Origin of the sequence: Alicyclobacillus fodiniaquatilis (genome assembly GCF_042678105.1) — a bacterium.
Classification (GTDB): domain Bacteria; phylum Bacillota; class Bacilli; order Alicyclobacillales; family Alicyclobacillaceae; genus Alicyclobacillus; species Alicyclobacillus fodiniaquatilis.
Genome location: NZ_JBHUCX010000099.1, coordinates 259,376 through 281,157 on the forward strand (window position 1 = coordinate 259,376; position 21,782 = coordinate 281,157).

Consider the following 21,782-nt stretch of genomic DNA (forward strand, 5'->3'; position numbering starts at 1 on the left):
GTGAGCGATGGTTGGTGGTGGTGCATGAGTTTCAACTTCAACGACAAAATCAAAAGGAGTGTTACAGATGAACACAAAATTGCAGGACAGAGTGCTGACCGGGGATCGCACCACTGGAAAGCTCCATCTTGGCCACTATGTCGGAAGTCTCAAGAATCGGGTAGAAATGCAGCACCAGTACGATATGTTCGTGCTGCTCGCAGATGTTCAAGCGCTGACGACGCACTATGAAGCGCCACAGGAAATGGGACGTCATTTGCGCCAAATCGCCCTGGATTATCTAGCGGTTGGACTGGATCCGGCGAAATCCACCATCTTCATTCAGTCACTCGTGCCGGAAATCGCCGAGTTGACGGTGTTTTACTCCATGTTCGTGACCGTCAATTCCCTGCGGCACAATCCAACAATTAAATCGGAAGCGGCAGAACGGGGCTATACCCAACTGTACTATGGATTTTTGGGATACCCGGTCAGCCAAGCGGCCGATATCACATTTTGCAAGGCGACGCTCGTGCCAGTTGGGGATGATCAGTTGCCACACATCGAACAAACGCGGAAAATCGTGCGCCGTTTCAACGAGTTGTATGCGCCTGTCTTGGTCGAACCGAAAGCGGTCGTCGGGGAGGTTCCCAGGTTGATTGGCCTCGATGGCAAGAGCAAAATGAGCAAAAGTCTTGGCAATGCCATTTCGTTGGATGCAACAGCCAAGGAGGTTCAGGAGAAGCTGAAAGTCGCCGTGACAGATCCCGCGCGGGTCCGCAAATCTGATCCTGGCCATCCGGACGTTTGTCCCGTGTTCTCCTATCACAAGGCGTTCGCCGCTGAGTCGGCGGATGAGATTGCCGCTGGATGTAGGTCAGCCGCCATCGGCTGCGTGGAATGTAAACAGCGTGTGGCCAAACAAATCAACGACCTGCTCGATCCGATGCGCGAGCGTCGGGAAGCATACAAAGTTCACCCGGAACGGGTGGACGAGATTTTGGTGGCTGGCACAGAACGGGCAAGAAGCATTGCGAAAGAGACGATGCAGGAAATCCGGTCGGCGATGGGGATAGCGTATCGTTTGGGGGAGGCGTGCAATTAGGGCTGACAACGGCCCTATTTAAGATGTTTACAAGCACACTGACCGATGCTTTGAATGAACGACCAAATCTTGCGACACTAGGATTGGTAGATTTTGAATTTCTACCACATTATAACCGCTGGACTGATGAATTTAAGCTTGATGTCATGAAATATGCGGAGACGACGGGTGTCACAGTATTTGCTTGTGATGATGGTGATGGCCTTATTGTCAACGAACACGGCATCCGTGCCGTCGGTAATGTCAAGATGATTCGCGGCGGTGTATGTTTTGAAGATAGATTTTTCATCAAATAGGAGGAATATTTAAAAAATGTATCTCAATACACAGTTCTCTGCAAATCCAGTTGTAAAATCATGCCCGTAATTGCCCCATATCGTTTATCATATATGAAACTGGTCTATCGATTACCGAAAGCGGAATAGAATATACTGTTGTGTCCCTTTCTGCATCTTTTGATATTGCTCGTATGTTGGGGCGCCATGGTAAGAAAATTGACGATAGGGAGGAAGAAACATGGGACACATCAAGGTCAGCGCCGAAGAAATAGAAAGCCTTCGCTTGCATCCACAGACACTTGATTTAGCTGTCAATTTAGTGCGCGTCAACGGATATGTAGTACTCGAAAAGGTATTGCCAGACGAAAAAATCAGCGCACTGCACAGTGCGTTTTGCGAAGGTTTGGAGAACTTTATCCGAAAACGAGGAACCGAGATTTATGAAACCGCAAAAGGATTCAATGAAGGGACGAACCATCTCGGCTTGTTTTTGCCGTTCGCTGAACCGTTTAATGATTCGCTGGTCATTGAGCATCCGTTCGCACTTGCCATTGTCGACAAAATTTTAGGTGAAGATTGCAACATGACTTTGTTTTCCTCCAATACGACCTTGCCAGGTGGGCGTAAATGCCAGCCGGTACATGCGGATTATGGGAGCTATTTCGGCGACCTCTGCCATGTGGCGCTGCCGATTACGGAACTCGTTTACAACATTCCGCTGGTGGATGTAAATGAGAGAAATGCACCGATGGAGATCTGGCCGGGAGGAACCCATCAGTTGCCGGATAACATGTATGGCCCGAGAGGTGTAGACATTGAGGCATTGGCCGCACACATGCAATCCGTCAAAGTGCATATGCCAGCCGGATCCATCCTGATCCGGGACGCTCGCATGTGGCACCGCGGAACCATCAATCACAGCAGCGAACCGCGGCCAAATATCGCTTTGATGTTCAGCGCCAGAAGGCAAACTGAGAACATCCAAATACCACAAGAAACTTACGATAACCTATCCAATCGCGCTAAACACTTGCTTAGATTCCAAAAAATAGGATTCCCTGCTATAGAATTTACTCATGAAAATGAAGCTTGAAATCACGCGTGATTCGTGGTTACAATGTTCCATTCACTTTTAATATGGAAGCTGTTTTTAGATCAAAGATTATGAAAAGCCGTCCAAGAGGTCGCTCGCGCTAAAACGATAGTGGCCCGTTTTGTAGGAGCGACCTTGGAGGGCCTAAAGAAATAAGCCATCAATTTGGCCAATAGTCGAAAACCCAATTAATACAGAACGTCCCATTCGCGAGGTTCATATTGGCAATCTGCAGGTAGTCCTTCTCATTCGTCGGAAGCGGCAGATTACGCCCGTATTTCTGCCACTCGTTTTTCATCGGCCAGTGGCCGCCAAGCATCTTTACATTTGCCCATGCGCCTGTGACATTCTGAAAGAAATCAATGCCAAAACACGCTTGATTGACTGCATATACGACATTGTCTGTCATCTCTTGCCGTTTGGCCGCGCTGTGTGTGATTGGGTAGTCGTTCAAATATTGATTCACGTCCACCGATTCTCCATCAAGACCGGTTAATTTCACCTGTGGATGGCCGGTGTCGATCTGGTTGCCAGCCGGTCCTTTCTTCGTAATGTCCGAAAAACCAATTTCTTGTCTCGGAACTCCCCAAAACATATAGTCCAGGGCATTCCAGGAACTCGTGAATCCAAAGGCCGCGTCCACCCAATCGATGGACATGTCGTATTTGCCGTTCTGCGCGTTGGTCGGTTCAATACTTGGATCGGCAGCGATTAACTGGGCTGGGATTCCAAACGCTTTCAATTGCTCCGCTGCAACTTCCCCGCTGAGCACGCCAGGCATCCACGAGGAGTTCGCTCCGATGATAAAATGAGGAACCTTCCCGTTCGGCTCATGCCATGTTCCCTTCACTTTCTTCCAGCCAAGTTGCTCTAGCATCTGCGTTGCCTTATTTGGGTCATATGTGTATTTCGTCATCTTGGCTCGTGTTTGCGGGGACACAGCCTGGTTCATCGTGGAGGGAAGAATGCCGGACATGTTATATTGGGACGGGATTCCATAGTAATTCCCAACATCACGGATCTTGCCGCGTTGAAAGACATACGCGAGTGCTTGGCGGAATTTTTCGTTGTTAAAAGGTTTTTTTCGGATATTGAAGTACATCCCGATACTGGCCGCGTCGTCCATTTGAAAGTGAACGAGATCCGGATTGCTCGCTAGAGCGGACATCAATACATCTTGGGGTGGCGTTCCATCGTAATAATCCAACTGCCCAGATTTCAACATCGCCCACTGGGCAGGTACTTGCTGGATCTGCTTAATCCAAACTTCCTTAAACTTAACGTCTTTTCGATCCCAATAGTACGGGTTTTGGACCATGATCAAATCGGTGTTGTTGACCGATTTCACAATATACGCCCCCGAGCAAATTGGCAACTTAGGTGTATCGGAGGTAAACGCGGCATAATTTTGTGTCATTTTTTTCTGAATGTTCGTCGGGATCTGCAAGCCAAACGCGTTGTTCGGCACCCACTTTTTCGTCTCCTTTCTCGCTTCATCCATTAATTGAGCGGCCCTGTCCGCATATTTTCCATAGATATGGTAAGGGATCATCCCTTGTGTATCCTGGGCAATCAGGAGCAGCCGCATTTGATTGTATGGCGTCGGCTGCGCCCAGTTAAATACGACGGTGTGTGGATTCGGAGTTTGAATGCTCGTTAAATAGTCCGTAACCTGGGTGTATTGGAGCATGTAGTAGGCCCAAATGTCCTTGCTAGTCAAGGGGGAGCCATCCGACCACCGCGCGTTTTTGCGCAAATGGATGATGGTCTGCGTAGGTGTATTTGTATAGGATTGCGCCAACTCATTCACGAAGTTTTTTGTTGTGCGGGTATACTGAAATAATGCATCAAATTCAAATGTCTGAGCGCTTCCTTGTCCACCAGATGAAAATGGGTTTCCTTGAAATTGCGGCGGCATTGGCCAACTACCGGAGAAACTGAAAGATTCGCTGGTGTCATACTTCGGGTGTGTTGGTGGCGAGGATGAAGAAATTTGAACCAAATTCACCTGTTTTGACGTGCTACAACCGACTATCATCATAGATACAGCTAAACCCATAACCATCGATAGCAGGGGCTTATTCATGTAAATACGCTCACCTCTTTATTTTTATTTAAATTCATCAAATGTTAAGAATATTTATAATGTATTAAAATAAGATCGTAAAGATGCCTAGAATTGTGTCGGTACATACATATTTTCCCGCGGTTGCATAAATGGTTACTCAACGAAGGATTGATAGAATTCCGACTTCAAATACGCGTTATGTGTGTTTTCGAAAGCAAACGCCTCTCATAAAACCAGCTTACAGCCAATAATCATCAAACCAGGTCAATGATTGGCTTTTGCAGCGATCCATCTCGCTCACCGAAATTTTCGTAAAGGTGGTAGAAAAATGATCAGTCGACATCGGTTACGTGCATACGGCTTACCGATTGGCGTGTTGTCCATCCCCACATCGGTTTTGGTGTTTGCACCGTCCACAGCATTCGCAGATACCAAAGGCGATACCCCGGCAACGAATCAGCAGATTCAGACGAAGCCGGTACAACCGACCTCTACGCCGCTTTCGATTCAAGGCGTATCTGTCGACAATGCGCTGACACAGAAATGGCGAAATTTCGGTGACACTGGAGGGGGATGGTCGAACGATCACGGTTGGGCTGCCGCAGACGGAACATACTCGGTGCCTTTGCCGAACGGAGAAGTTGCGTGGTTGTTCAACGACACATTCCTCGGACCAGTGAATCAAGATGAAAGCTTGGCTTCGGGTTGGGGGTTCATCCACAACTCACTCGTTCTTGCCAACCATGGCAGCCGACGCCTGCTTACGACAATTACCGGAGGGACGCATGCAGAACCACAGTCGCTCGCAACACCGACTGATACTTCTGACTGGTACTGGAATACGGATGGCATCGTCGACGGAAATAGTCTCTACGTCTTCGAGGCCAAAATAGGACAGACCGACGGTCCGCCTCCCTTCAACTTTGGCCAGATCGGCATGGATATTGCTAAACTATCCCTTTCTAACTTCCAGGTTGAACGCATTACGCCAACCTACAGCCAGGACAACATCAGTTGGGGCACGCAACTCCTCAGAGTGGGCCCGTGGATCTACATCTATGGCACAGAAGGTGTCAGCATGAACAAATATATGCACCTAGCGCGTGTTCGCGCTGGAAATCTACTCGGCACTTGGCAGTTTTACACCGGCACTGGTTGGTCATCAGATCCGAACGCTTCGGCCCGGCTGCTCGGCGATGTCGGCAGTTCCTACGGGGTCACGGAACTAAACGGCCAATATGTCCTTACGACGACGGACAGCAACCTAGGTTCTGAGATCTACGTGTACACAGCACCGTCACCTACCGGCCCTTTCACTCAACTTGGCGGCATTTACAACGCACCTGAGGCAGGTGGCAACATCTATATCTACAACGTCGCTGCCCACCCGGAGATCAGCGCTCCTAATCAGTTGGTAATCTCCTATAATGTCAACAGTTTCGATGGTAACGACATCTTAAATAACGTCAACAACAACCGCGCGCGCTTTATTACCCTCCACTTTACGCCAGAGAAACAACCAAACAGGCCCACAGAAAACTAAGAGGCTCTGTGACGATTGGGCAGGAAAATTCCTGCCCTCTGCACTTGTGTGCAGTTATGCCTTGTATTTCAAATTCTTATATCTTCAAACCTCTCTCATGTGGTATTCTTGCCATTAAATCAAACAAAACTGCTTTCACCAATTCCATCTCATTTCTCGCTGAAATTAGAATCATGAATCGTCTCCGATAGTGCAGGAGACATCAGAAATATTTGACGCTGTAATGCGGTGTTCATGTGTTGCCATATGGACAAACAAAGTAATTATTCTAACTTTTTTACAAATCGGTATCTTGTTATATCAAAACCAAGGTTTTGGTAGAATTCGTGAGCCTTAGTGCGTTCTGGTTTGATCCCACTCGTTAAAAAGAGACTATGAGCACCTGCTTCCAAAGCCCATTTCTCAGCAGCCTGAACAAGTGCCCTTCCGATTCCAGCACCTCTATATTGCGAGTGTGTGACCAATGCAGCGATTTGAACAGGAACATCGTCACTTTCGTATAGGACACGCTTACAAACACCAATCAATCCCACTGCTTTACCATCCAACTCCGCGATGAATGTGCGGTAATCAGGCAAAGACGTCAAAATCTTCATTCGGTTTTGCATAACCTCAGCTGACGTGGGGTATCCCAATTGCGCCATCAAATCGACTACATCGTCAATATCATCAAACACGAAATTTCGAATATGTGGAGTCATCCAGTCATCTCCCAAATCGCACGCATGGTTGAACTCATGCAGTTCAAAGAGCATCAACCACAATGTCATTTATTTCTTCAACATATTTCTGATGATAGGCCATTTCGCTGCATGTGACGATAAATGCGGGCATCGTTCCAAGAACTGAAATAAGCAATTGAACTTCTCAGTGTTCAGGTGTACTATATCACCAGTACACTGCTTCGGAGGAATATGATGAGTTATGAATATAATTCGATCCAGCCCATCTACAACCAAATACTTCAGGAGCTGTGCCGCCGGATCGCCAGCGGTAAATTTAAACCAGGTGAAAAACTCCCTTCAATCCGTGATGCAGCGGTGATATTTAAAGTTAGTCCTGATACCATTCAGCGTGTTTATACACAGCTTGAACAACTATCAATCATTGAAACTAGACGTGGGTTGGGGACATTTGTTACAGAGGACGAAAATTGGGTAAAGCAGTTCGCTAGAGGACGCTTACTAGAAAAGGTAAATTCATTCGTGCATGAAATGAAGGATATGGGCGTGTCCGTTGAGGAACTCGAATATGCTTTTAAAAACAGTGTGAATCAAACTTTCTCTACTGAACCATCAATTCCACAAAGTATAAAGGATGGGGTTGAGAAAATGAATATACAAAATAAACGAGATGCCCAGTTGTTCCTGATGAACTTTGAGAAATATGCAAAACATGATGCGGATGGTCATCCAACACTCGCATTTATCAATCATGTTGATCACCCTGATGAGGTCGTTAGGGCGGAGATCAAGAAAGTTGCTGATAAATGGTTCTACCATTCATACGGTGAGACCTGGATGCAATTAACAGCAAAAGAAATCACGAATATCGTTAAATTTGTTCTAATACACCGAAACGAAATGATTGCTGCTTTGAATGTAGATGAAGACCAGTTTTTATCATGAAACAGATGATTATGCTGGTAGCTGTATTTTAAATATACCTAAACATGATTTTGGAGATAGGTTAAAGATACGGTAATGCTGTTTCGGAATCGATGGGAAAATCACCTCCTTTCTAGCAGCGAAGGAAAGGGTTTTCACTTACGTGTCGCTGAAATCCTATATAGAAAACGCTAGATAGCGCAGGAGGAATACCACTTGGAATTTCGCGCCTTCACGAATCTGAATACAGAATCTTCTTGGTATAAAAGCATGTGCGCACTTCACGACAGCATCTTCACAACCGATAATTCTAATACCATCCAGGATGAACTGTCTGCACGAGCGCAGTTTCTCATCCTTGTCGCGAGCGATGACGATCGTGTTGTAGGCTACAAAATTGGCTATCAGGATCGCAAACGTCGTTTTTACAGTTGGCTTGGCGGTGTGGATTCGGCCTTTCGAGGCAGAGGAATTGCTTCAGAATTGATGCGGAGGCAGCATGTGTGGTGCAAAAGTCAGGGGTATACGGTGATACGCACCCAGACGAAAAACAAGTGGCGCGATATGCTCATTTTGAACATACGTCATGATTTCGATGTGGTCGGGACGTACACGGATGAAAGAGGAGAACCAAAAATCATTCTGGAGAAGCGCTTATAAGAAACCTTCCAAAATGAAGTCATTCAGAGGTTTGTTGTTTAGTTTCTGCATATTTCCAATTTGATGTGTATTGATTTCATTAGGCGATGTCAATTGGCCGATGCGTTTATGCCCTCCTCTGTGTAGATTAAAGCATGACTCATTGTATGGGGTGAGGCAATTGCAAAGGATAACTCGGCATCTCCTTGTAGACGAACCAGAAACTTCATATTACGTGATCAGAGCCAGCAGAGAAGGCCCAGTCGTGCTGGTTACTGCTGGAATTCACGGGACAGAAATCGCAGGCGTTCAGGCCGCTGAACGGCTTAGGAACATCCAATTGAACCAAGGTACACTCATCGTTATCCCTACAGTTAACATTCGAGCGTATCGCCGGAGGGAGCGTGGAAAACCAGATTTAAATCGGACATTTCCACGACGATCCAGCGATAAAGCCAAGCACCGCATCTCTCGCCATTTATTCGCCTTAGCCCGTCGATACCAACCTGAATGGTGTATCGATCTCCATGAGGCCAACGGGTTTTATCGGTTGGACCGTTCGAAACTTGGGCAGACGCTTATCGCCTATCCAAATCAAGCAACGGTTTATACGGCAAAGCAGGTTGTAGCTGGATTAAACCAGTCGATCACGAAGGGAACGCGGAAATTTGCCGTGAAACAAGGCAAACTATACGGCTCTTTTCGCACGGCTGCAGGCGCTGTACTCGGTTGTCGTGCGATAACTGTCGAAACCTCCATGCAACAACCTCGCGCAGTTCGCGTCCAATACCAGGTCCGGATTGTGCGCGCTTTGCTCCGGGAAATTGGGCTTATCTAGCCTCATTTCACTTACCAAAAATTTTCCGTATACTTAATGATAGTTTTCACAAACGATGAAGTAAATACAGAATTTTCTTGATATACAGCATGTATGTATTTCAAAGCGGATCTCCACGACAGACATTTCTCTACGATATTGAAGCAAATGAAGCAGAATCAGGCGCATATAAAGGAGACTGTCAAATGAGAACTGTGCTGTGGGATTTGGATGGCACCATCCTGGATAGTGAGGGATTGGCCAAGGATGGCACTCGACATGGATTTTTGGAGATCCTCGGTCGGGCGCCGACGGCAGATGAGTTTGCGCGCTTGGTTGGGCGGCCAGTGAGGCTTGTCTACCGAGCGTGGTTTGGAGATGAACTCGGGCAACAGGTTTTGGATGCCGGATCAAAACATTATGATGCGCACGTCGAGGAAATTGTCAGCTATGAAGGTGTTCATACGGTCTTGCAGGAGCTCAAGCGACTTGGATACCGACAGGGAATCGTATCTTCGAAGCGACGAGAAAAGATCGTTCGTGAGTTAGTGCTAAACGGCATGGAGGCATTGTTTGACACGGTCGTTGGTCAACAAGACACTGATATGCACAAACCATACCCTGATCCGCTATTACTCGCTGTGACCCGATTGGGCGTAACGGCGCGGGACTGTGTGTACATTGGGGATCAGCCATCCGACATGGAGGCCGCTCGGGCAGCGGGCATGCAGAGCATCGCAGCGCTGTGGGGAGAGGGTGACATGGCCCGTTTGCGCGCTGTAAACCCAGCGTGTTGTGCGCGGAAACCGGATGATGTTCTGGATTTCCTTTTGGGGGATTCAACCATGACAGCGAGCAAAGGTGCTTTGTGAAACCGGTATGAATATGTCCGAATCGCGGCTGTCTTGACGTCCTGACAATGGGGATGTAGGATGGAAACTGTAAATACACTTTTGGTTTCTTTGGTTTCAAAACCGCCAAGAGCTGCGTTCACCGGGGGGACTTATGGACGATTCGAATCAAATCCGCATTTTGCAAGCTGCCGATGAGCTGTTCAACACGCGAGGATACAAGAGCGTCACCATCAGTGATTTGGCCGAGAAGTTGGGGATGAGCAAGAAAACGATTTATCAATCGTTCTCTGGCAAAGAGGAAATTGCAGCAGCTGTGATGGAATCGGTCATGGGGCGCATAGCAGATAGGTTCGAACAGATGGAACCGGGGGATGATCCCATTGCTGCCCTTCGTTCGACTTTGACGCAAGTGAAAGGCGAAATTGTCCACTTGAATCCCATATTTTTGGAAGACATACAAAAACTTTTACCGGATGTATGGCAACGAGTACAGGAATTTCGCGTGCATAAAATCATGCAAATTGAGCATGCCATCCGAGCTGCACAGCAGTTGGGCTTGGCGACGGAAATCGATGCCCGTTTGGCGACTGTGGTTTTCCTGGAGACGGTTCAATCGCTCATCAGGCCGGATTCACTTGCGCGGCATGGCTTCTCTATTCATGAAGCCCTTGACGCGCTCATCGACATCTTTGTTTCTGGCATAGCGAAGCGACGTACAGATTGAAGCAGCAGCGCGGTTTTCTTTTGAAAAACGGAGCAGGTTTGTCAGTTCTTGAACTGCGAGCATTCACATATTGTATGGAAACCAAAAAGTACAATTAAGTTTCTTTGGTATCAGGAAGGACGGATGGAAACGTGGAGAAATTCGTTTTGTATTTCAACGAAATTGACAAAAAATCATTGCCCTACGTCGGTGGGAAAGGGGCAAATCTGGGAGAGATGACCCAGGCCGGATTTCCAGTGCCCCAAGGATTTTGCGTAACCACGGCGGCATACCAGATATTCGTCCAGACCAGTACCAAGATGAACGATTTTTTGGATCAGCTCGATGACATCGATGCGGACCGTTTGGATGAAATCCGCTTGATAGGACAACAAATTCGGGCGCGTTTGGAGCAAATGCCTGTGCCAAGCGAGATCGAAAAGACGATTTTGGCGGCATGGCAGCACACGGGTGTGCAAAAAGCCTATGCTGTTCGCTCCAGTGCGACTGCGGAAGATCTGCCGAACGCTTCCTTTGCTGGCCAACAGGAAACCTACCTAAATGTGCAAGGGGAGGCGCAGCTTCTTGACGCCATTCGGCGCTGTTGGGCGTCGCTCTTCACTGACCGGGCGATTGCTTACCGTGCGAAAAATGGATTTCAGCATCGCCAAGTGCACTTGTCTGTGGTGGTGCAAGAAATGGTTTTCCCAGAGGTCGCGGGGATCATGTTTACGGCCGATCCGATTTCCGGGAATCGGAAAGTGACGGCCATCGACGCCAGTTTTGGCTTGGGCGAAGCTCTGGTGTCGGGGCTTGTGTCGGCAGATTTGTATCATGTGCGGGACGGTCAAATCGTACAGAAGAAGATATCCAAGAAAGAAATCGCCATTTACGCGCAAAAAGACGGCGGCACGCTGACGAAAGACCTTTCGCCGGAAATGCAAGAGCAGCAGGCGCTGCCAGACAAGCGCATCACCCAGTTGGCGCAACTCGGGCGCAAGATTGAGCGGCACTATGGAACCGAGCAAGACATCGAGTGGTGTTTTGCCGATGGGCAGTTTTACATTGTGCAAAGCCGCCCCATCACTTCGTTGTATCCCGTCCCATCGTTTGCAGATGATCAACTGCATGTCATGGTTTCCATCGGTCACATCCAAATGATGACCGATGCGATGAAGCCGATGGGGCTATCTGTTTTGCAGTGTCCATTCCGCAACTTTGCGCATGAAGCGGGTGGCAGACTATTTGTCGATGTGACCGGACTCCTCTCCATCCCGATCACCCGCAAAAAAGTACCGCAGATTCTCAAACAAATGGATGAGCAAATCGCGGATGCCTTGCGCGAAGTATCGTTGCGCGACGACATCCATTTCCCGACAAAGCGCCTTCCGCTGCGGAAAATGGCGCCGATTGCATTACCAGTGCTCTCCATTCTGCTCAAAAATTTATTTTTTGTCGATCCCGCCAAAGGGATAAATAGCGTAGCCGAGCGGATGGAGCATTCCCTGCAGCAGTGTAGAAAACATATATCAGCGGAATCTGGCGCTGGGCGCATTCGCGCCATCCAGGCAGAAATCAGCGCCTTGGTGCCGCGCGTTTTGCCAAAAATCGTTCCTTATATGGTCACAGGAATCATGGCTTCAAGAGTGATCGAAAAATGGATGGAGAAGTGGTTGGGGGACGCGCAACAAATGCACTTGCTCAATCGCTCACTGCCTGGGAATGTCACGAGTGAAATGGGATTGCTGCTTGGGGATCTGGCGGATATTGCCCGGCAACATCCCAGCGTGGTTCAGTATCTGCAAACGGCGAACGATGCCGATTTTGCCGCTGGACTGGACGCCATTCCCGGCGGGGATGTATTTCGTCAGGCATTTGAACGCTTTATGCAGCGGTATGGCATGCGCTGTCCGGGAGAAATCGACATCACGCGTCCGCGCTGGCGAGAGACGCCCACGGCGTTGGTACCCGCAATCATGAGTCACATGCGCACAGTCGGTTTGGGTGAGCATCGGGCGAATTTCGCGCAAGGCGCAAGCGCGGCAGAGGCTGCGGCAAAGGAGATCATCGCGAAAATTCGCGCGCAAAAGGGCGCTTTCAAGGCGAGGATGATGTCTCGGATGTTAAACGTCTATCGCAACTTGGGTGGGCTGCGCGAGCACCATAAATACTTGCTGATTCAGCATATGGGCATTTACAAACAAGCGATTGTGGCGGAGGCCCACCAGCTTGTCACAAACGGTGTTTTAGACCAAGCATCAGATGTGTTCTATCTGACGCTGGATGAACTTGGCGCACTGTTAGCTGGTCATTTTACGGGGGATGTTCTCGAACGGATAAAAGAACGAAAAACACAGTATGTGTATCAGCAAAAACTTACACCGCAGCGGGTGATGACCAGTGACGGGGAGGTCATTCACGGCCGACGTCGCGGTGTGAAGGCGCCAGCGGGGGCGCTCACCGGTACGCCTGTGTCTGCTGGGGTTGTGGAAGGGTACGCAAAGGTGGTGTTGCAGCCAGAGACGGCTGAACTCAATCCGGGTGAAATCATGATTGCGCCCTTTACGGACCCTGGGTGGACGACGTTGTTTCACTCGGCTAAGGGGTTGGTGATGGAGGTCGGTGGCCAGATGACCCATGGAGCCGTCGTCGCACGCGAGTATGGCATTCCGGCGGTGGTGGGGATTGGCGGCGCCACGAAAACCATCAAAGATGGCGCATACATTCGGGTGGATGGTACGCAGGGTTATGTGCAGATTTTGCAGGAAGCTGCGAACGATTAACATAGGAGATGGACTGTCATAGAGATCGAATACGTATTTTAAAAGAGACATTTGTATCTGAGAGAATCTGCTTGGTGAAATCCGTGATAAAATATGTCAAAAGCACGCGGCATGAGAATAGGGGGCAACAACGTGCGGAAAATTGTGCTGGTGCGTCACGGTGAAAGTGTGTGGAACCTGGAAAATCGCTTTACTGGCTGGAGCGATGTCGACTTGTCTGACAATGGACTTGTGGAAGCCAGACGGGCGGGCAAAATATTGGTCCATCACGGTTATACGTTCGACGTTGCCTATACGTCTGTTCTGAAAAGAGCAATCCGCACTTTGTGGATCATCCTTTCTGAGATGGATTTGATGTGGATTCCTGCCCACAAGACATGGATGCTCAATGAGCGGCACTATGGCGCGCTACAGGGATTGAACAAAGCTGAGACGGCGGATAAATATGGGGAAGCTCAGGTGCACATGTGGCGCAGGTCAGTAGATGTGAGGCCGCCCGCGTTGGATAAGCGTGATCCAAGATATGCCGGGACAGACCCAAAATACAGCGCTTTGCGTGAAAGTGAAGTGCCACTGACAGAAAACCTGATGGACACTGAACAACGCGCTTTGAAGTACTGGCATCAAACCATTGCCCCAGCAATCCACTCAGATAAAAAAGTTATCATCGCAGCGCATGGAAACACCATCAGGGCACTTGTGAAGTATCTCGATGATTTGTCAGATGAAGCGGTTGTCGACTTAAATATTCCCACGGGATTGCCATTGGTATATGAATTGAACGACGAAGATTTAAGCCCAGTTCGGCATTATTTTATAGAAGAAAGATGACTGAAGGTGAAGTTGGGCACGATGGAATGGAGGATGGGACTTTGTACGTGATTGACGAGCCAATCACCGAAGACGATATAGAACCCGTCTCGTGTTCCACGATGGCCGCAGGTCTGGAGTGGCATACGCGCCGTCCAATCAAAGTCCGGAAAATCGCGGATCTTCCACTCAAATGACGCCTGCAAAATAAACAGTGGGCGTCCCATCTTACGTCCACTGTTGCCAAACCACACGCCTTCACCGTGAACCAACAGCGCACATCTAGTTCAGCTCCCTCTAGTAAACCAACCAAACTTCTGAAACTGATCCCATTCTCACAATCTCATCCGATTTCCATTCAACCATACAAAATCTTCACCGATTCTTTACAGACCATTGACATTCCTTTTACATCTCTCCGGTATGATGGACGCCGTAAAGCAGATAAGCCAATCAGAAATAAGGCGTCCAGTCACGGATATATTGCTGGGCGCAATCTAAAATGGGCATTTCATATGTCGAACGGGGTGTCATGTGTCAAAATGGGCAAATCGATTTCTGTAGACAACCTGCGTGCTTGGTATGGGGAACAATTAACGCTGAAAGGAATCACGATAGATTTGGAGGCCAATCAGTCGACAGCCATCATTGGGCCGTCTGGTTGCGGCAAGTCGACGTTCATTCGCTGCTTGAATCGGTTGCATGAGACCGTTCCACAGGGAAAGAGCGCAGGGACAATCAGACTTGGCGACGGTAATTTGTTTGAGATGGACCCGGTCGATGTTCGCCGGGTGATTGGCATGGTGTTTCAAAAAGCGAATCCGTTTCCGACGATGTCCATCTACGACAACGTGGCCCTTGGGCTCAAACTGGGCGGGTTGCGAAACAAGTCATCGCTGATGGAGCGCGTGGAGTCGAGTCTAAGGATGGCGGCGCTGTGGGATGAGGTCAAGGATCGCCTCCGTGAACCGGCGACCGCGTTATCCGGCGGCCAGCAGCAGCGATTGTGCATTGCCCGCGCGTTGGCGATTGAACCTGAGGTGTTGCTGATGGATGAACCGACTTCCGCGTTGGATCCTGGCGCGACACTGCGCGTGGAGGAACTGGTGGAGACGCTGAAATCCTCCTATACCATCATCATCGTCACGCACAATATGCAACAAGCTGCGCGCGTTGCCGACAAAACAGTTTTCTTCTTGAATGGCGAACTGATCGAATCTGGCGATACTACGAAAATTTTTACTACACCGTCCGATAAACGCACAGAGGACTACATTACAGGGCGATTTTGATACGGAGGGATACGCGTGCAAAGCCGACAAGCTTATGATATTGCCTTGCGTGAATTAAGGCAGAAACTGCTCCACATGGGTGGAGACATGCAAAAGGCTTTACTGGAGGCCATTCGTGCCTTGAAATCGCTCGATGCTATCAAAGCCCAAGCAGTGGTCGACGGCGACCGTGCCGTGAACCAGCAAGAACACGATATCGAAGATTTGTGCATCCGTTTGATCGCGACACAGCAACCAGTTGCGACGGACCTGCGGCGGATCATTGCGGCGATGCGGATTGCATCCGACTTGGAGCGCATGGCTGATCTCGCTGTCGATATTGCCAAAACAGCCATTCGCTTGCAGGGCCAGCGGTTGATCAAACCGTTGATCGATATACCCAGAATGGCTGATGTGTGTCATCAAATGGTATCCGACGCCCTCAATGCGTTTGTGGAGGGAAATATCACCTTGGCGCAAAAATTGGCAGAGCAAGATGACGAGATCGACCACTCCTACCGCAAAGTCGTGGAGGAGCTATTTGCGCTTGGTTCTGAAAAACCGGAAGTGATTACGCAAGCGGTGTCACTTGCTTTCGTTGGCCATCACCTGGAGCGGATTGGCGATCACGCCACGAACATCGGGGAGAGCGTCATTTACATCGTCTCTGGCGAAAGGTCTGACCTCAATTGATGGATTGGACGTCACAAAAGCCGACTGTACTGATCGTCGATGATGAAGAGTCGATTCAAAAGCTGGTCGAATTCAACTTTCAGCGTGCAGGGTTTTTGACGAACGTCGTGGGGGATGGTCAGGAGGCATATGCGCGGATTACGGCAGATCCCAGCTTGTTTCACATCGTCATTTTGGATGTGATGTTGCCGGGATTGGATGGGCTCGAAGTTTGCAAGCGCTTGCGTCGGGAGAATATCAAAATTCCAATTATCTTGCTGACGGCGCGCGAAGAAGAAGTGGATCGCATCCTTGGGCTAGAGCTTGGCGCGGATGACTATGTGACGAAACCGTTCAGTCCTAGGGAGTTAGTTGCACGGGCGCGGGCCGTGTTGCGCCGCGTGGAAGCTCTGACAGAAGCAAACCCACCACAGGCGAATCAAGCAGATGCGCCGATCACGGTCGGCGACATCTGGCTCAGTTTGAGTCGATATGAAGTGACGGTTCGCGGAGAGCCGATTGAACTCACGCCGAAGGAATTCGAGCTGTTGTATTATTTCATCCGCAATCGCGACAGGGTTTTGACGCGTGATCAACTTTTGGAACAGGTCTGGGGATATGTTGAAACGCCAGATACGCGTGTGGTGGATGCCCATATCTCTCATCTTCGCGAAAAAATTGAGGAGAATTCGAAGGAACCTGCATATCTGCTCACTGTGCGCGGCGTTGGCTATCGCTTTGCAGATGGCGCAGTGAAACATTGAAATGTCAGTGATGTATCTCACAAGTCTATTTATAAAATCACACAATAAATTTACAAACCCTTCACGTTAGCTTAACGCGGAATTCATGTCAGGTTGATATATTCTGCCTGGGTGAGTGAGAGACAGATGCCCTAGTGGGCAAGGAGGACGTGAGTATACATGTCAAAAGTAAAATGGGTCAGTGCTGCAGCAATTACGGTTTCAACGGTGCTTATCGCCTCTGGTTGCGGTACAGCCGCAAATGGTACAAGTAATACTACACCTCAAAACACGACAGGTAGCGCGAAGTCAACTTCCCTGACAATCAATGAAACGGGCTCATCCCTGCTCTATCCTTTGTTTAACGGCCAGTGGATCAGCGCTTATAAATCAGTTGCGCCAAACGTCAAAATCACTGCGGCGTCCACCGGGAGCGGCGCTGGCATTTCGCAAGCCATCGCGGGAACAGTTCAGATTGGCGCCTCCGATGCGTATATGGCGGATGCTCAAATGCAGCAGAGTCCGTCGATGGTCAACATTCCACTTGCCATTTCGGCGCAACAAATCATGTATAACCTGCCAGGCATCAAGCAACACCTAGACTTGAGTGGAGATGTGCTTGCAAAAATCTATACGGGCCAAATTAAATACTGGGACGATCCGGCCATTACAAGCCTCAACAAAGGTGTAAAACTGCCGCACGAACAAATTATCCCGGTTCATCGCTCTGACGGCAGCGGCGATAGTTTTCTCTTCACGCAATATCTTTCTGACACGAATTCGGCATGGAAAAACAGTGTCTCATATAGCACAACACCGTCTTGGCCGTCTGTGTCAGGCGGGATTGGCGCGCAAGGAAACGATGGCGTCGTTCAGGCGCTGTCCCAAAACAAATACAGCATCGGCTATGTGGGCATCAGTTGGTTGGACACCGGCTCCCAAGAGGGCCTAGGATACGCGGCGTTGGAAAGTAAGTCAGGGAATTTCCTGCTCCCGACTTCGGCGAACATCAAGGCAGCGGCGAACGCCATGGTCAATCAAGTGCCCGACGACGAGCGCATTTCGTTGGTGGATTCGCCGGGAGCGAACTCCTATCCAATCATTAATTTTGAATATGCAATTATCAACACGAAGCAACCCAGCGACATGGCAAGCGCGATGAAGAAGTTCTTGAAGTGGGCAAGCAGTTCAAGCGGCGGCAACAGCAGCAAATATCTGACTCCGGTTCACTTCTTGCCATTGCCGGCCAGCGTTGAAGCGAAGAATCAAGTTCAGATTGACAAAATTGGCAGCTGATTCAATGCAGATGCAATCTACAGGAGCTGATGTTTTGTGCGCAAGATAGGTAATGGCTCCAAGATGGCAGACAAGATATTTCGTGTGGCTACTGGCGTATGCGCCAGTAGCCCCGTCTTATTCTTGCTGGCGGTGGCCTTGATTATTCTCGTCCAATCGATTCCGAGCATCCGGTTGATGGGATGGCATTTTATCACGACCATCAACTGGAATATCGGCAACACGTACGGGGCAATGGTGACGCACAATGGCGTATCAGCGCCAGTCGGTGCTACGTACGGGGCGCTTCCTTTTATTGTCGGCACATTGGCTGCCTCCATCATTGCACTCATTATTGCGATTCCGATCTCGATTTTCACGGCGATCATTTTAGCGTACAAAGTTCGAGGCGTGATAAAAACCGTGCTCTCCATCGTCGTGGAGTTGCTCGCAGGGATTCCGAGCGTGGTGATTGGCCTGTGGGGCATCATGGTGTTGGTTCCGTGGGTTGCGCACTCGTTTGGCCCCTTCTTAACCGTATTGGGCGGCATCATTCCCTTTTTCAAGGGACCGGTCGGATCCGGCATGGGCCTTTTGACAAGTGGACTTGTGCTGGCGCTGATGGTCATTCCCATCATCACGGCAACTGCTCGAGATCTGTTGCAACAGGTCCCTACTCTATATCAAGAGGGGGGCATCGGTTTGGGCATGACGAGTTGGGAAGTCGTGCGTCTCATCTGTCTGCCTTATGTCAAGGATGGGCTGATTGGCGGCATAGCACTTGGCTGGGGGCGGGCATTGGGTGAAACCATGGCTGTCCTGATGGTGAGCGGCAGCGCCATCAACTATCTGCCCCACAACATCTATAGTCCCATCTCCACGATGGCTGCGGTCATCGCTGACCAGTTGGACAGCGCGCAGACGGACGCATCGCACATGGCCATTCACGCGATTGCCGAACTTGCGCTTGTGCTCATGGTGTTGACACTCGTCACCAATCTTCTGGCGCGGCTGCTCATCCGTCGAAAACGCGGTCGGGGTCGATCCGCTGTGGGGGTGAAAGCGTGATTACCGCACGTAGAAAACGCAGAAAATGGCGGGCTTACATCGGCTGGTCAGTGGCTTGGTTGGCGACAGCGCTCGTATTGTTTGCCCTCTTTGATTTGGTCGGGACGGTTCTGCTCAAAGGGCTCATTTCGTTCCGCTGGAGCATGTTGACCACAGTCACACAGGGGATAGCTGGCGGGCTGCAAAATGCAATCTTAGGCACGTTTGAGTTGGTTGTCATCTCCACGGTCATCGCTGCGCCGTTGGGTATCCTCGGCGGCGTGTATGTTGCGGAGTTCGCCCATCGCAGAACGGCAAATGTCATTCGCTTCTTTAGTGAAGTGCTATCTGGCGTGCCGTCGATTGTGATCGGCTATTTTGCCTATCTTTTGATGGTGCTGCGCTGGGGCTGGGGCTTTTCGGCGCTAGCTGGCGGCATCGCCTTGACCGTCATCATGTTGCCTTACATTCTGCGCACGACGGAATCGAGTTTAGCGCAGGTTCAGATTGCCCAGCGTGAAGGGGCATGGGCGCTTGGCATGACAAAATATCAGGCGATTTCCCGCGTCATCTGGCGACCTGCCGCAGGCGGCATTGCCACAGGTGTGCTGCTGGCTGTCGCCATTGGCATGGGTGAAACTGCGCCGCTGTTGTACACGGCAGGGTGGTCTTCGTTAAATCCATCATGGCAGTTGACGGGGCATCAGGTCGGATACTTGACGTATGTGATTTGGGACTACATCGACCAACCGTATCCGGCAGCACATGCGCTGGCGTACAGCGCCGCGTTTGTACTTTTGGTTATCATTCTGTTCGTGCATCTCCTCGTTCGCCTTGTCGTCAATCGCTCGGCAATGTTGGGGAAGCGATAGGCAAAGGTGATTTGTGCAGAACGCTTACAGACATAGATGGAACTGGCACATGCATCAATGAACCAGGCGCCTTGTGATTGGCTGGTTTTCATTGATGCATGTGACGATCACAGCTTTATGAGGATGATTTTCTACTCGATGATAGGTCTTGCGTGGTTGAGCACGACAATGGATGGAAGCAGTGTAGCGTTACGTGCGTGCACATTCGCGTAAATCTGCCAGTGCGCTTTGCAAATCCTGTATCATATCAGGAATCCAAGCTTCGGAACCTGGAATGAAGTGGACACCTTGCGTTAGGACCCAGCGAATTGCCTGGACAGACCAACATACGCCCCCCAGATAGATGCGCCATGGCAGGGTATCCTTGTTGCCAAGTGTGTCTCCTACAGATCTACAGTAGGCAGTGACAATGTCATTCTTCGCGATGCCCGCGTTGCTGCCTTCGCGACACAACCCATACACGTCGCCGAGGTGCGGGCTGAAATAGGCATTGGTCCAGTCAATGACACGGATGTCATCACCGCAGATGATCAGATTTTTTGCGTAATAGTCGCAGTGCACAAGCGTCACTGGACATTCGCTGTACAGTGATTCCAACTCGCTAGGAAGCAAGTTGGCGACATCCTGCAACAGTGATCGATCACTGTGCGACAGCCCTGTATATCGCGTAAGAAATGTTGCATCGCGTGTGAACGCTTGCCCTGCTTGATAATGTTTTTCCCAAGTTTCATTCGTGATTTTGTACTCACGAATACCGCGTGTTGCGGCAGCGTGGATTTGTGCAAGTTTGCCCGCTGCGGCGATAAAATGCTGCGGCGATGGCTGCTGTTCCAGCGTTTCCTCTCCAAGATCCTCCATCAGTACGAAGTAGTGAGTATCTGTCTGCGTACCAGCGTACATTTGTGGATGTTCTACGCCAAGTGGCGATAGGACGGACTGGTAGAAGGCCAGTTCCCCTTTGAGGGAGTTGGAGGAGCGCTTGGCGATGGCTGTTTGGCCAGATTGCAAAGTGATACGGTGGACACTTGATAGCGACCATTCGCGAATCGGTTGCCATGAGACGACGTCGCGTAGCATGGGCAGCGCATCTGCAACAGAGTGCCAAGATGCTGGAGATTGCATGGACATGTTTATGCTCCTTTAACGGCGCTCACGAGCTGGTGAGCTGGCCGTTGCACTTTTGCCGGCAAAAAGTGCATGTTTGTCGCATCGCGATACGCACTTGCATCGTACGAAAGAAGTGAGGAAAACACTAGACTGTTTATTCGGAATTTGTTATCCTTTAGCTTGAAGTATCGATATTTTTCGTCCTCACTACAGTGCGTTTTCACATCGATGCTGAGCTAGCTTGGCTTTAGTCGGGATCGAGATGAACACCATGTCTTCTGTTTCCTTATCTCGTTCCAGATGCAGAAATCTACGGTGTGCTCGATTTTCATCCATTCTTTTCCCACGTGTAGAAATTTTGTTCGCGCATGAAACACAATCTCCCATGACAAATAGGCACCTACCGCTTTCGGCGACTGTGCGGGAAGCAAACAGGATAGACCGCCATGCGTGATACATTCCGCATCAGCATCAAGGTATCGACTTTGTTTTCAGGGTAGACGATGTATGACAAAC

General features: G+C 49.6%; 21 protein-coding genes. 17 read left to right on the top strand and 4 right to left on the bottom strand.

All coding sequences use genetic code 11. The annotated features are described in order from the left end of the window. Window positions 1–67: 67 nt before the first annotated feature. From trpS to ACFSB2_RS24985, 3 genes are all read left to right on the top strand, one after another. Complete coding sequence (gene trpS / locus ACFSB2_RS24975; protein WP_377945851.1) at window positions 68–1,084, top strand: tryptophan--tRNA ligase; 1,017 nt, start codon at window positions 68–70, stop codon at window positions 1,082–1,084. Next, a complete protein-coding gene (locus ACFSB2_RS24980; RefSeq protein WP_377945852.1) occupies window positions 1,075–1,380 on the top strand; it encodes a hypothetical protein in 306 nt (101 codons plus the stop codon). Before trpS ends, ACFSB2_RS24980 begins: the two co-directional genes overlap by 10 nt. Before the next feature lie 220 nt (window positions 1,381–1,600). Continuing rightward, window positions 1,601–2,455, top strand: a complete 855-nt coding sequence (locus tag ACFSB2_RS24985) for a phytanoyl-CoA dioxygenase family protein (RefSeq protein WP_377945853.1) — start codon at window positions 1,601–1,603, stop codon at window positions 2,453–2,455. Between the two features lie 160 nt (window positions 2,456–2,615). Here ACFSB2_RS24985 and ACFSB2_RS24990 read toward each other — a convergent pair whose 3' ends face one another. Further along, window positions 2,616–4,541, bottom strand: coding sequence for an ABC transporter substrate-binding protein (locus ACFSB2_RS24990; RefSeq protein ID WP_377945854.1), 1,926 nt, complete (start codon window positions 4,539–4,541; stop codon window positions 2,616–2,618). Between the two features lie 310 nt (window positions 4,542–4,851). Here ACFSB2_RS24990 and ACFSB2_RS24995 point away from each other — a divergent pair, with 310 nt between their 5' ends. Beyond that, complete coding sequence (locus ACFSB2_RS24995; RefSeq protein WP_377945856.1) at window positions 4,852–6,066, top strand: hypothetical protein; 1,215 nt, start codon at window positions 4,852–4,854, stop codon at window positions 6,064–6,066. Between the two features lie 263 nt (window positions 6,067–6,329). Here ACFSB2_RS24995 and ACFSB2_RS25000 read toward each other — a convergent pair whose 3' ends face one another. Beyond that, window positions 6,330–6,767, bottom strand: a complete 438-nt coding sequence (locus ACFSB2_RS25000; RefSeq protein ID WP_377945857.1) for a GNAT family N-acetyltransferase — start codon at window positions 6,765–6,767, stop codon at window positions 6,330–6,332. Between the two features lie 216 nt (window positions 6,768–6,983). Between ACFSB2_RS25000 and ACFSB2_RS25005 the strand changes: the two genes are divergently transcribed. From ACFSB2_RS25005 to gpmA, 7 genes are all read left to right on the top strand, one after another. Then, window positions 6,984–7,694, top strand: coding sequence for a GntR family transcriptional regulator (locus ACFSB2_RS25005; RefSeq protein ID WP_377945858.1), 711 nt, complete (start codon window positions 6,984–6,986; stop codon window positions 7,692–7,694). Between the two features lie 195 nt (window positions 7,695–7,889). Beyond that, entirely contained in the window at window positions 7,890–8,333 is a 444-nt protein-coding gene (locus tag ACFSB2_RS25010; RefSeq protein WP_377945859.1) for a GNAT family N-acetyltransferase, read from the top strand. Window positions 8,334–8,493: 160 nt separating this feature from the next. Beyond that, window positions 8,494–9,150 (top strand): succinylglutamate desuccinylase/aspartoacylase family protein, encoded by a 657-nt coding sequence (locus tag ACFSB2_RS25015; RefSeq protein WP_377945860.1) that lies wholly within the window; start codon window positions 8,494–8,496, stop codon window positions 9,148–9,150. A gap of 185 nt (window positions 9,151–9,335) precedes the next feature. Next, the gene (locus ACFSB2_RS25020) at window positions 9,336–10,001 is read left to right on the top strand and encodes an HAD family hydrolase (RefSeq protein WP_377945861.1); all 666 of its coding nucleotides are present in this window, start codon (window positions 9,336–9,338) and stop codon (window positions 9,999–10,001) included. Window positions 10,002–10,134: 133 nt separating this feature from the next. After that, on the top strand, window positions 10,135–10,707 hold the full coding sequence (locus tag ACFSB2_RS25025; RefSeq protein WP_377945862.1) for a TetR/AcrR family transcriptional regulator: 573 nt from the start codon (window positions 10,135–10,137) through the stop codon (window positions 10,705–10,707). A gap of 131 nt (window positions 10,708–10,838) precedes the next feature. After that, window positions 10,839–13,469, top strand: a complete 2,631-nt coding sequence (rph, locus tag ACFSB2_RS25030; protein WP_377945863.1) for a rifamycin-inactivating phosphotransferase — start codon at window positions 10,839–10,841, stop codon at window positions 13,467–13,469. 132 nt (window positions 13,470–13,601) lie between these two features. Further along, window positions 13,602–14,300 (top strand): 2,3-diphosphoglycerate-dependent phosphoglycerate mutase, encoded by a 699-nt coding sequence (gpmA, locus tag ACFSB2_RS25035; protein WP_377945865.1) that lies wholly within the window; start codon window positions 13,602–13,604, stop codon window positions 14,298–14,300. Here the strand turns inward: gpmA and ACFSB2_RS25040 are convergent. Then, window positions 14,279–14,551 (bottom strand): hypothetical protein, encoded by a 273-nt coding sequence (locus tag ACFSB2_RS25040; protein WP_377945866.1) that lies wholly within the window; start codon window positions 14,549–14,551, stop codon window positions 14,279–14,281. The two genes, gpmA and ACFSB2_RS25040, sit on opposite strands and share 22 nt — an antisense overlap. A gap of 270 nt (window positions 14,552–14,821) precedes the next feature. On the opposite strand from ACFSB2_RS25040, the gene pstB reads away from it, so the two are divergent. From pstB to pstA, 6 genes are all read left to right on the top strand, one after another. Then, window positions 14,822–15,571: a phosphate ABC transporter ATP-binding protein PstB gene (pstB, locus tag ACFSB2_RS25045; protein ID WP_377945867.1), complete on the top strand. Its 750-nt coding sequence runs from the start codon at window positions 14,822–14,824 to the stop codon at window positions 15,569–15,571. Window positions 15,572–15,586: 15 nt separating this feature from the next. Beyond that, a complete protein-coding gene (phoU, locus tag ACFSB2_RS25050) occupies window positions 15,587–16,243 on the top strand; it encodes a phosphate signaling complex protein PhoU (RefSeq protein ID WP_377945869.1) in 657 nt (218 codons plus the stop codon). After that, the gene (locus tag ACFSB2_RS25055; RefSeq protein WP_377945870.1) at window positions 16,243–16,986 is read left to right on the top strand and encodes a response regulator transcription factor; all 744 of its coding nucleotides are present in this window, start codon (window positions 16,243–16,245) and stop codon (window positions 16,984–16,986) included. The genes phoU and ACFSB2_RS25055 overlap by 1 nt, the downstream gene beginning before the upstream one ends. A 159-nt stretch (window positions 16,987–17,145) precedes the next feature. After that, a complete protein-coding gene (pstS, locus tag ACFSB2_RS25060) occupies window positions 17,146–18,261 on the top strand; it encodes a phosphate ABC transporter substrate-binding protein PstS (protein WP_377945871.1) in 1,116 nt (371 codons plus the stop codon). A gap of 36 nt (window positions 18,262–18,297) precedes the next feature. Then, the gene (pstC, locus tag ACFSB2_RS25065; protein ID WP_377945872.1) at window positions 18,298–19,308 is read left to right on the top strand and encodes a phosphate ABC transporter permease subunit PstC; all 1,011 of its coding nucleotides are present in this window, start codon (window positions 18,298–18,300) and stop codon (window positions 19,306–19,308) included. Continuing rightward, window positions 19,305–20,159 (top strand): phosphate ABC transporter permease PstA, encoded by an 855-nt coding sequence (pstA, locus tag ACFSB2_RS25070; protein WP_377945873.1) that lies wholly within the window; start codon window positions 19,305–19,307, stop codon window positions 20,157–20,159. Before pstC ends, pstA begins: the two co-directional genes overlap by 4 nt. A 189-nt stretch (window positions 20,160–20,348) precedes the next feature. Here pstA and ACFSB2_RS25075 read toward each other — a convergent pair whose 3' ends face one another. After that, window positions 20,349–21,287, bottom strand: a complete 939-nt coding sequence (locus ACFSB2_RS25075) for a phosphotransferase family protein (RefSeq protein ID WP_377945875.1) — start codon at window positions 21,285–21,287, stop codon at window positions 20,349–20,351. Window positions 21,288–21,782 lie beyond the last annotated feature (495 nt).

Excerpts from the sequence above, each read along its gene's own strand:
- trpS (WP_377945851.1), top strand. The coding sequence starts at position 68 with ATGAACACAAAATTGCAGGACAGAGTGCTGACCGGGGATCGCACCACT.
- ACFSB2_RS24985 (WP_377945853.1), top strand. The coding sequence starts at position 1,601 with ATGGGACACATCAAGGTCAGCGCCGAAGAAATAGAAAGCCTTCGCTTG.
- ACFSB2_RS24990 (WP_377945854.1), bottom strand. The coding sequence starts at position 4,541 with ATGAATAAGCCCCTGCTATCGATGGTTATGGGTTTAGCTGTATCTATG.
- ACFSB2_RS24995 (WP_377945856.1), top strand. The coding sequence starts at position 4,852 with ATGATCAGTCGACATCGGTTACGTGCATACGGCTTACCGATTGGCGTG.
- ACFSB2_RS25000 (WP_377945857.1), bottom strand. The coding sequence starts at position 6,767 with ATGACTCCACATATTCGAAATTTCGTGTTTGATGATATTGACGATGTA.
- ACFSB2_RS25005 (WP_377945858.1), top strand. The coding sequence starts at position 6,984 with ATGAGTTATGAATATAATTCGATCCAGCCCATCTACAACCAAATACTT.
- ACFSB2_RS25020 (WP_377945861.1), top strand. The coding sequence starts at position 9,336 with ATGAGAACTGTGCTGTGGGATTTGGATGGCACCATCCTGGATAGTGAG.
- ACFSB2_RS25025 (WP_377945862.1), top strand. The coding sequence starts at position 10,135 with ATGGACGATTCGAATCAAATCCGCATTTTGCAAGCTGCCGATGAGCTG.
- pstB (WP_377945867.1), top strand. The coding sequence starts at position 14,822 with ATGGGCAAATCGATTTCTGTAGACAACCTGCGTGCTTGGTATGGGGAA.
- ACFSB2_RS25055 (WP_377945870.1), top strand. The coding sequence starts at position 16,243 with ATGGATTGGACGTCACAAAAGCCGACTGTACTGATCGTCGATGATGAA.
- pstS (WP_377945871.1), top strand. The coding sequence starts at position 17,146 with ATGTCAAAAGTAAAATGGGTCAGTGCTGCAGCAATTACGGTTTCAACG.
- ACFSB2_RS25075 (WP_377945875.1), bottom strand. The coding sequence starts at position 21,287 with ATGTCCATGCAATCTCCAGCATCTTGGCACTCTGTTGCAGATGCGCTG.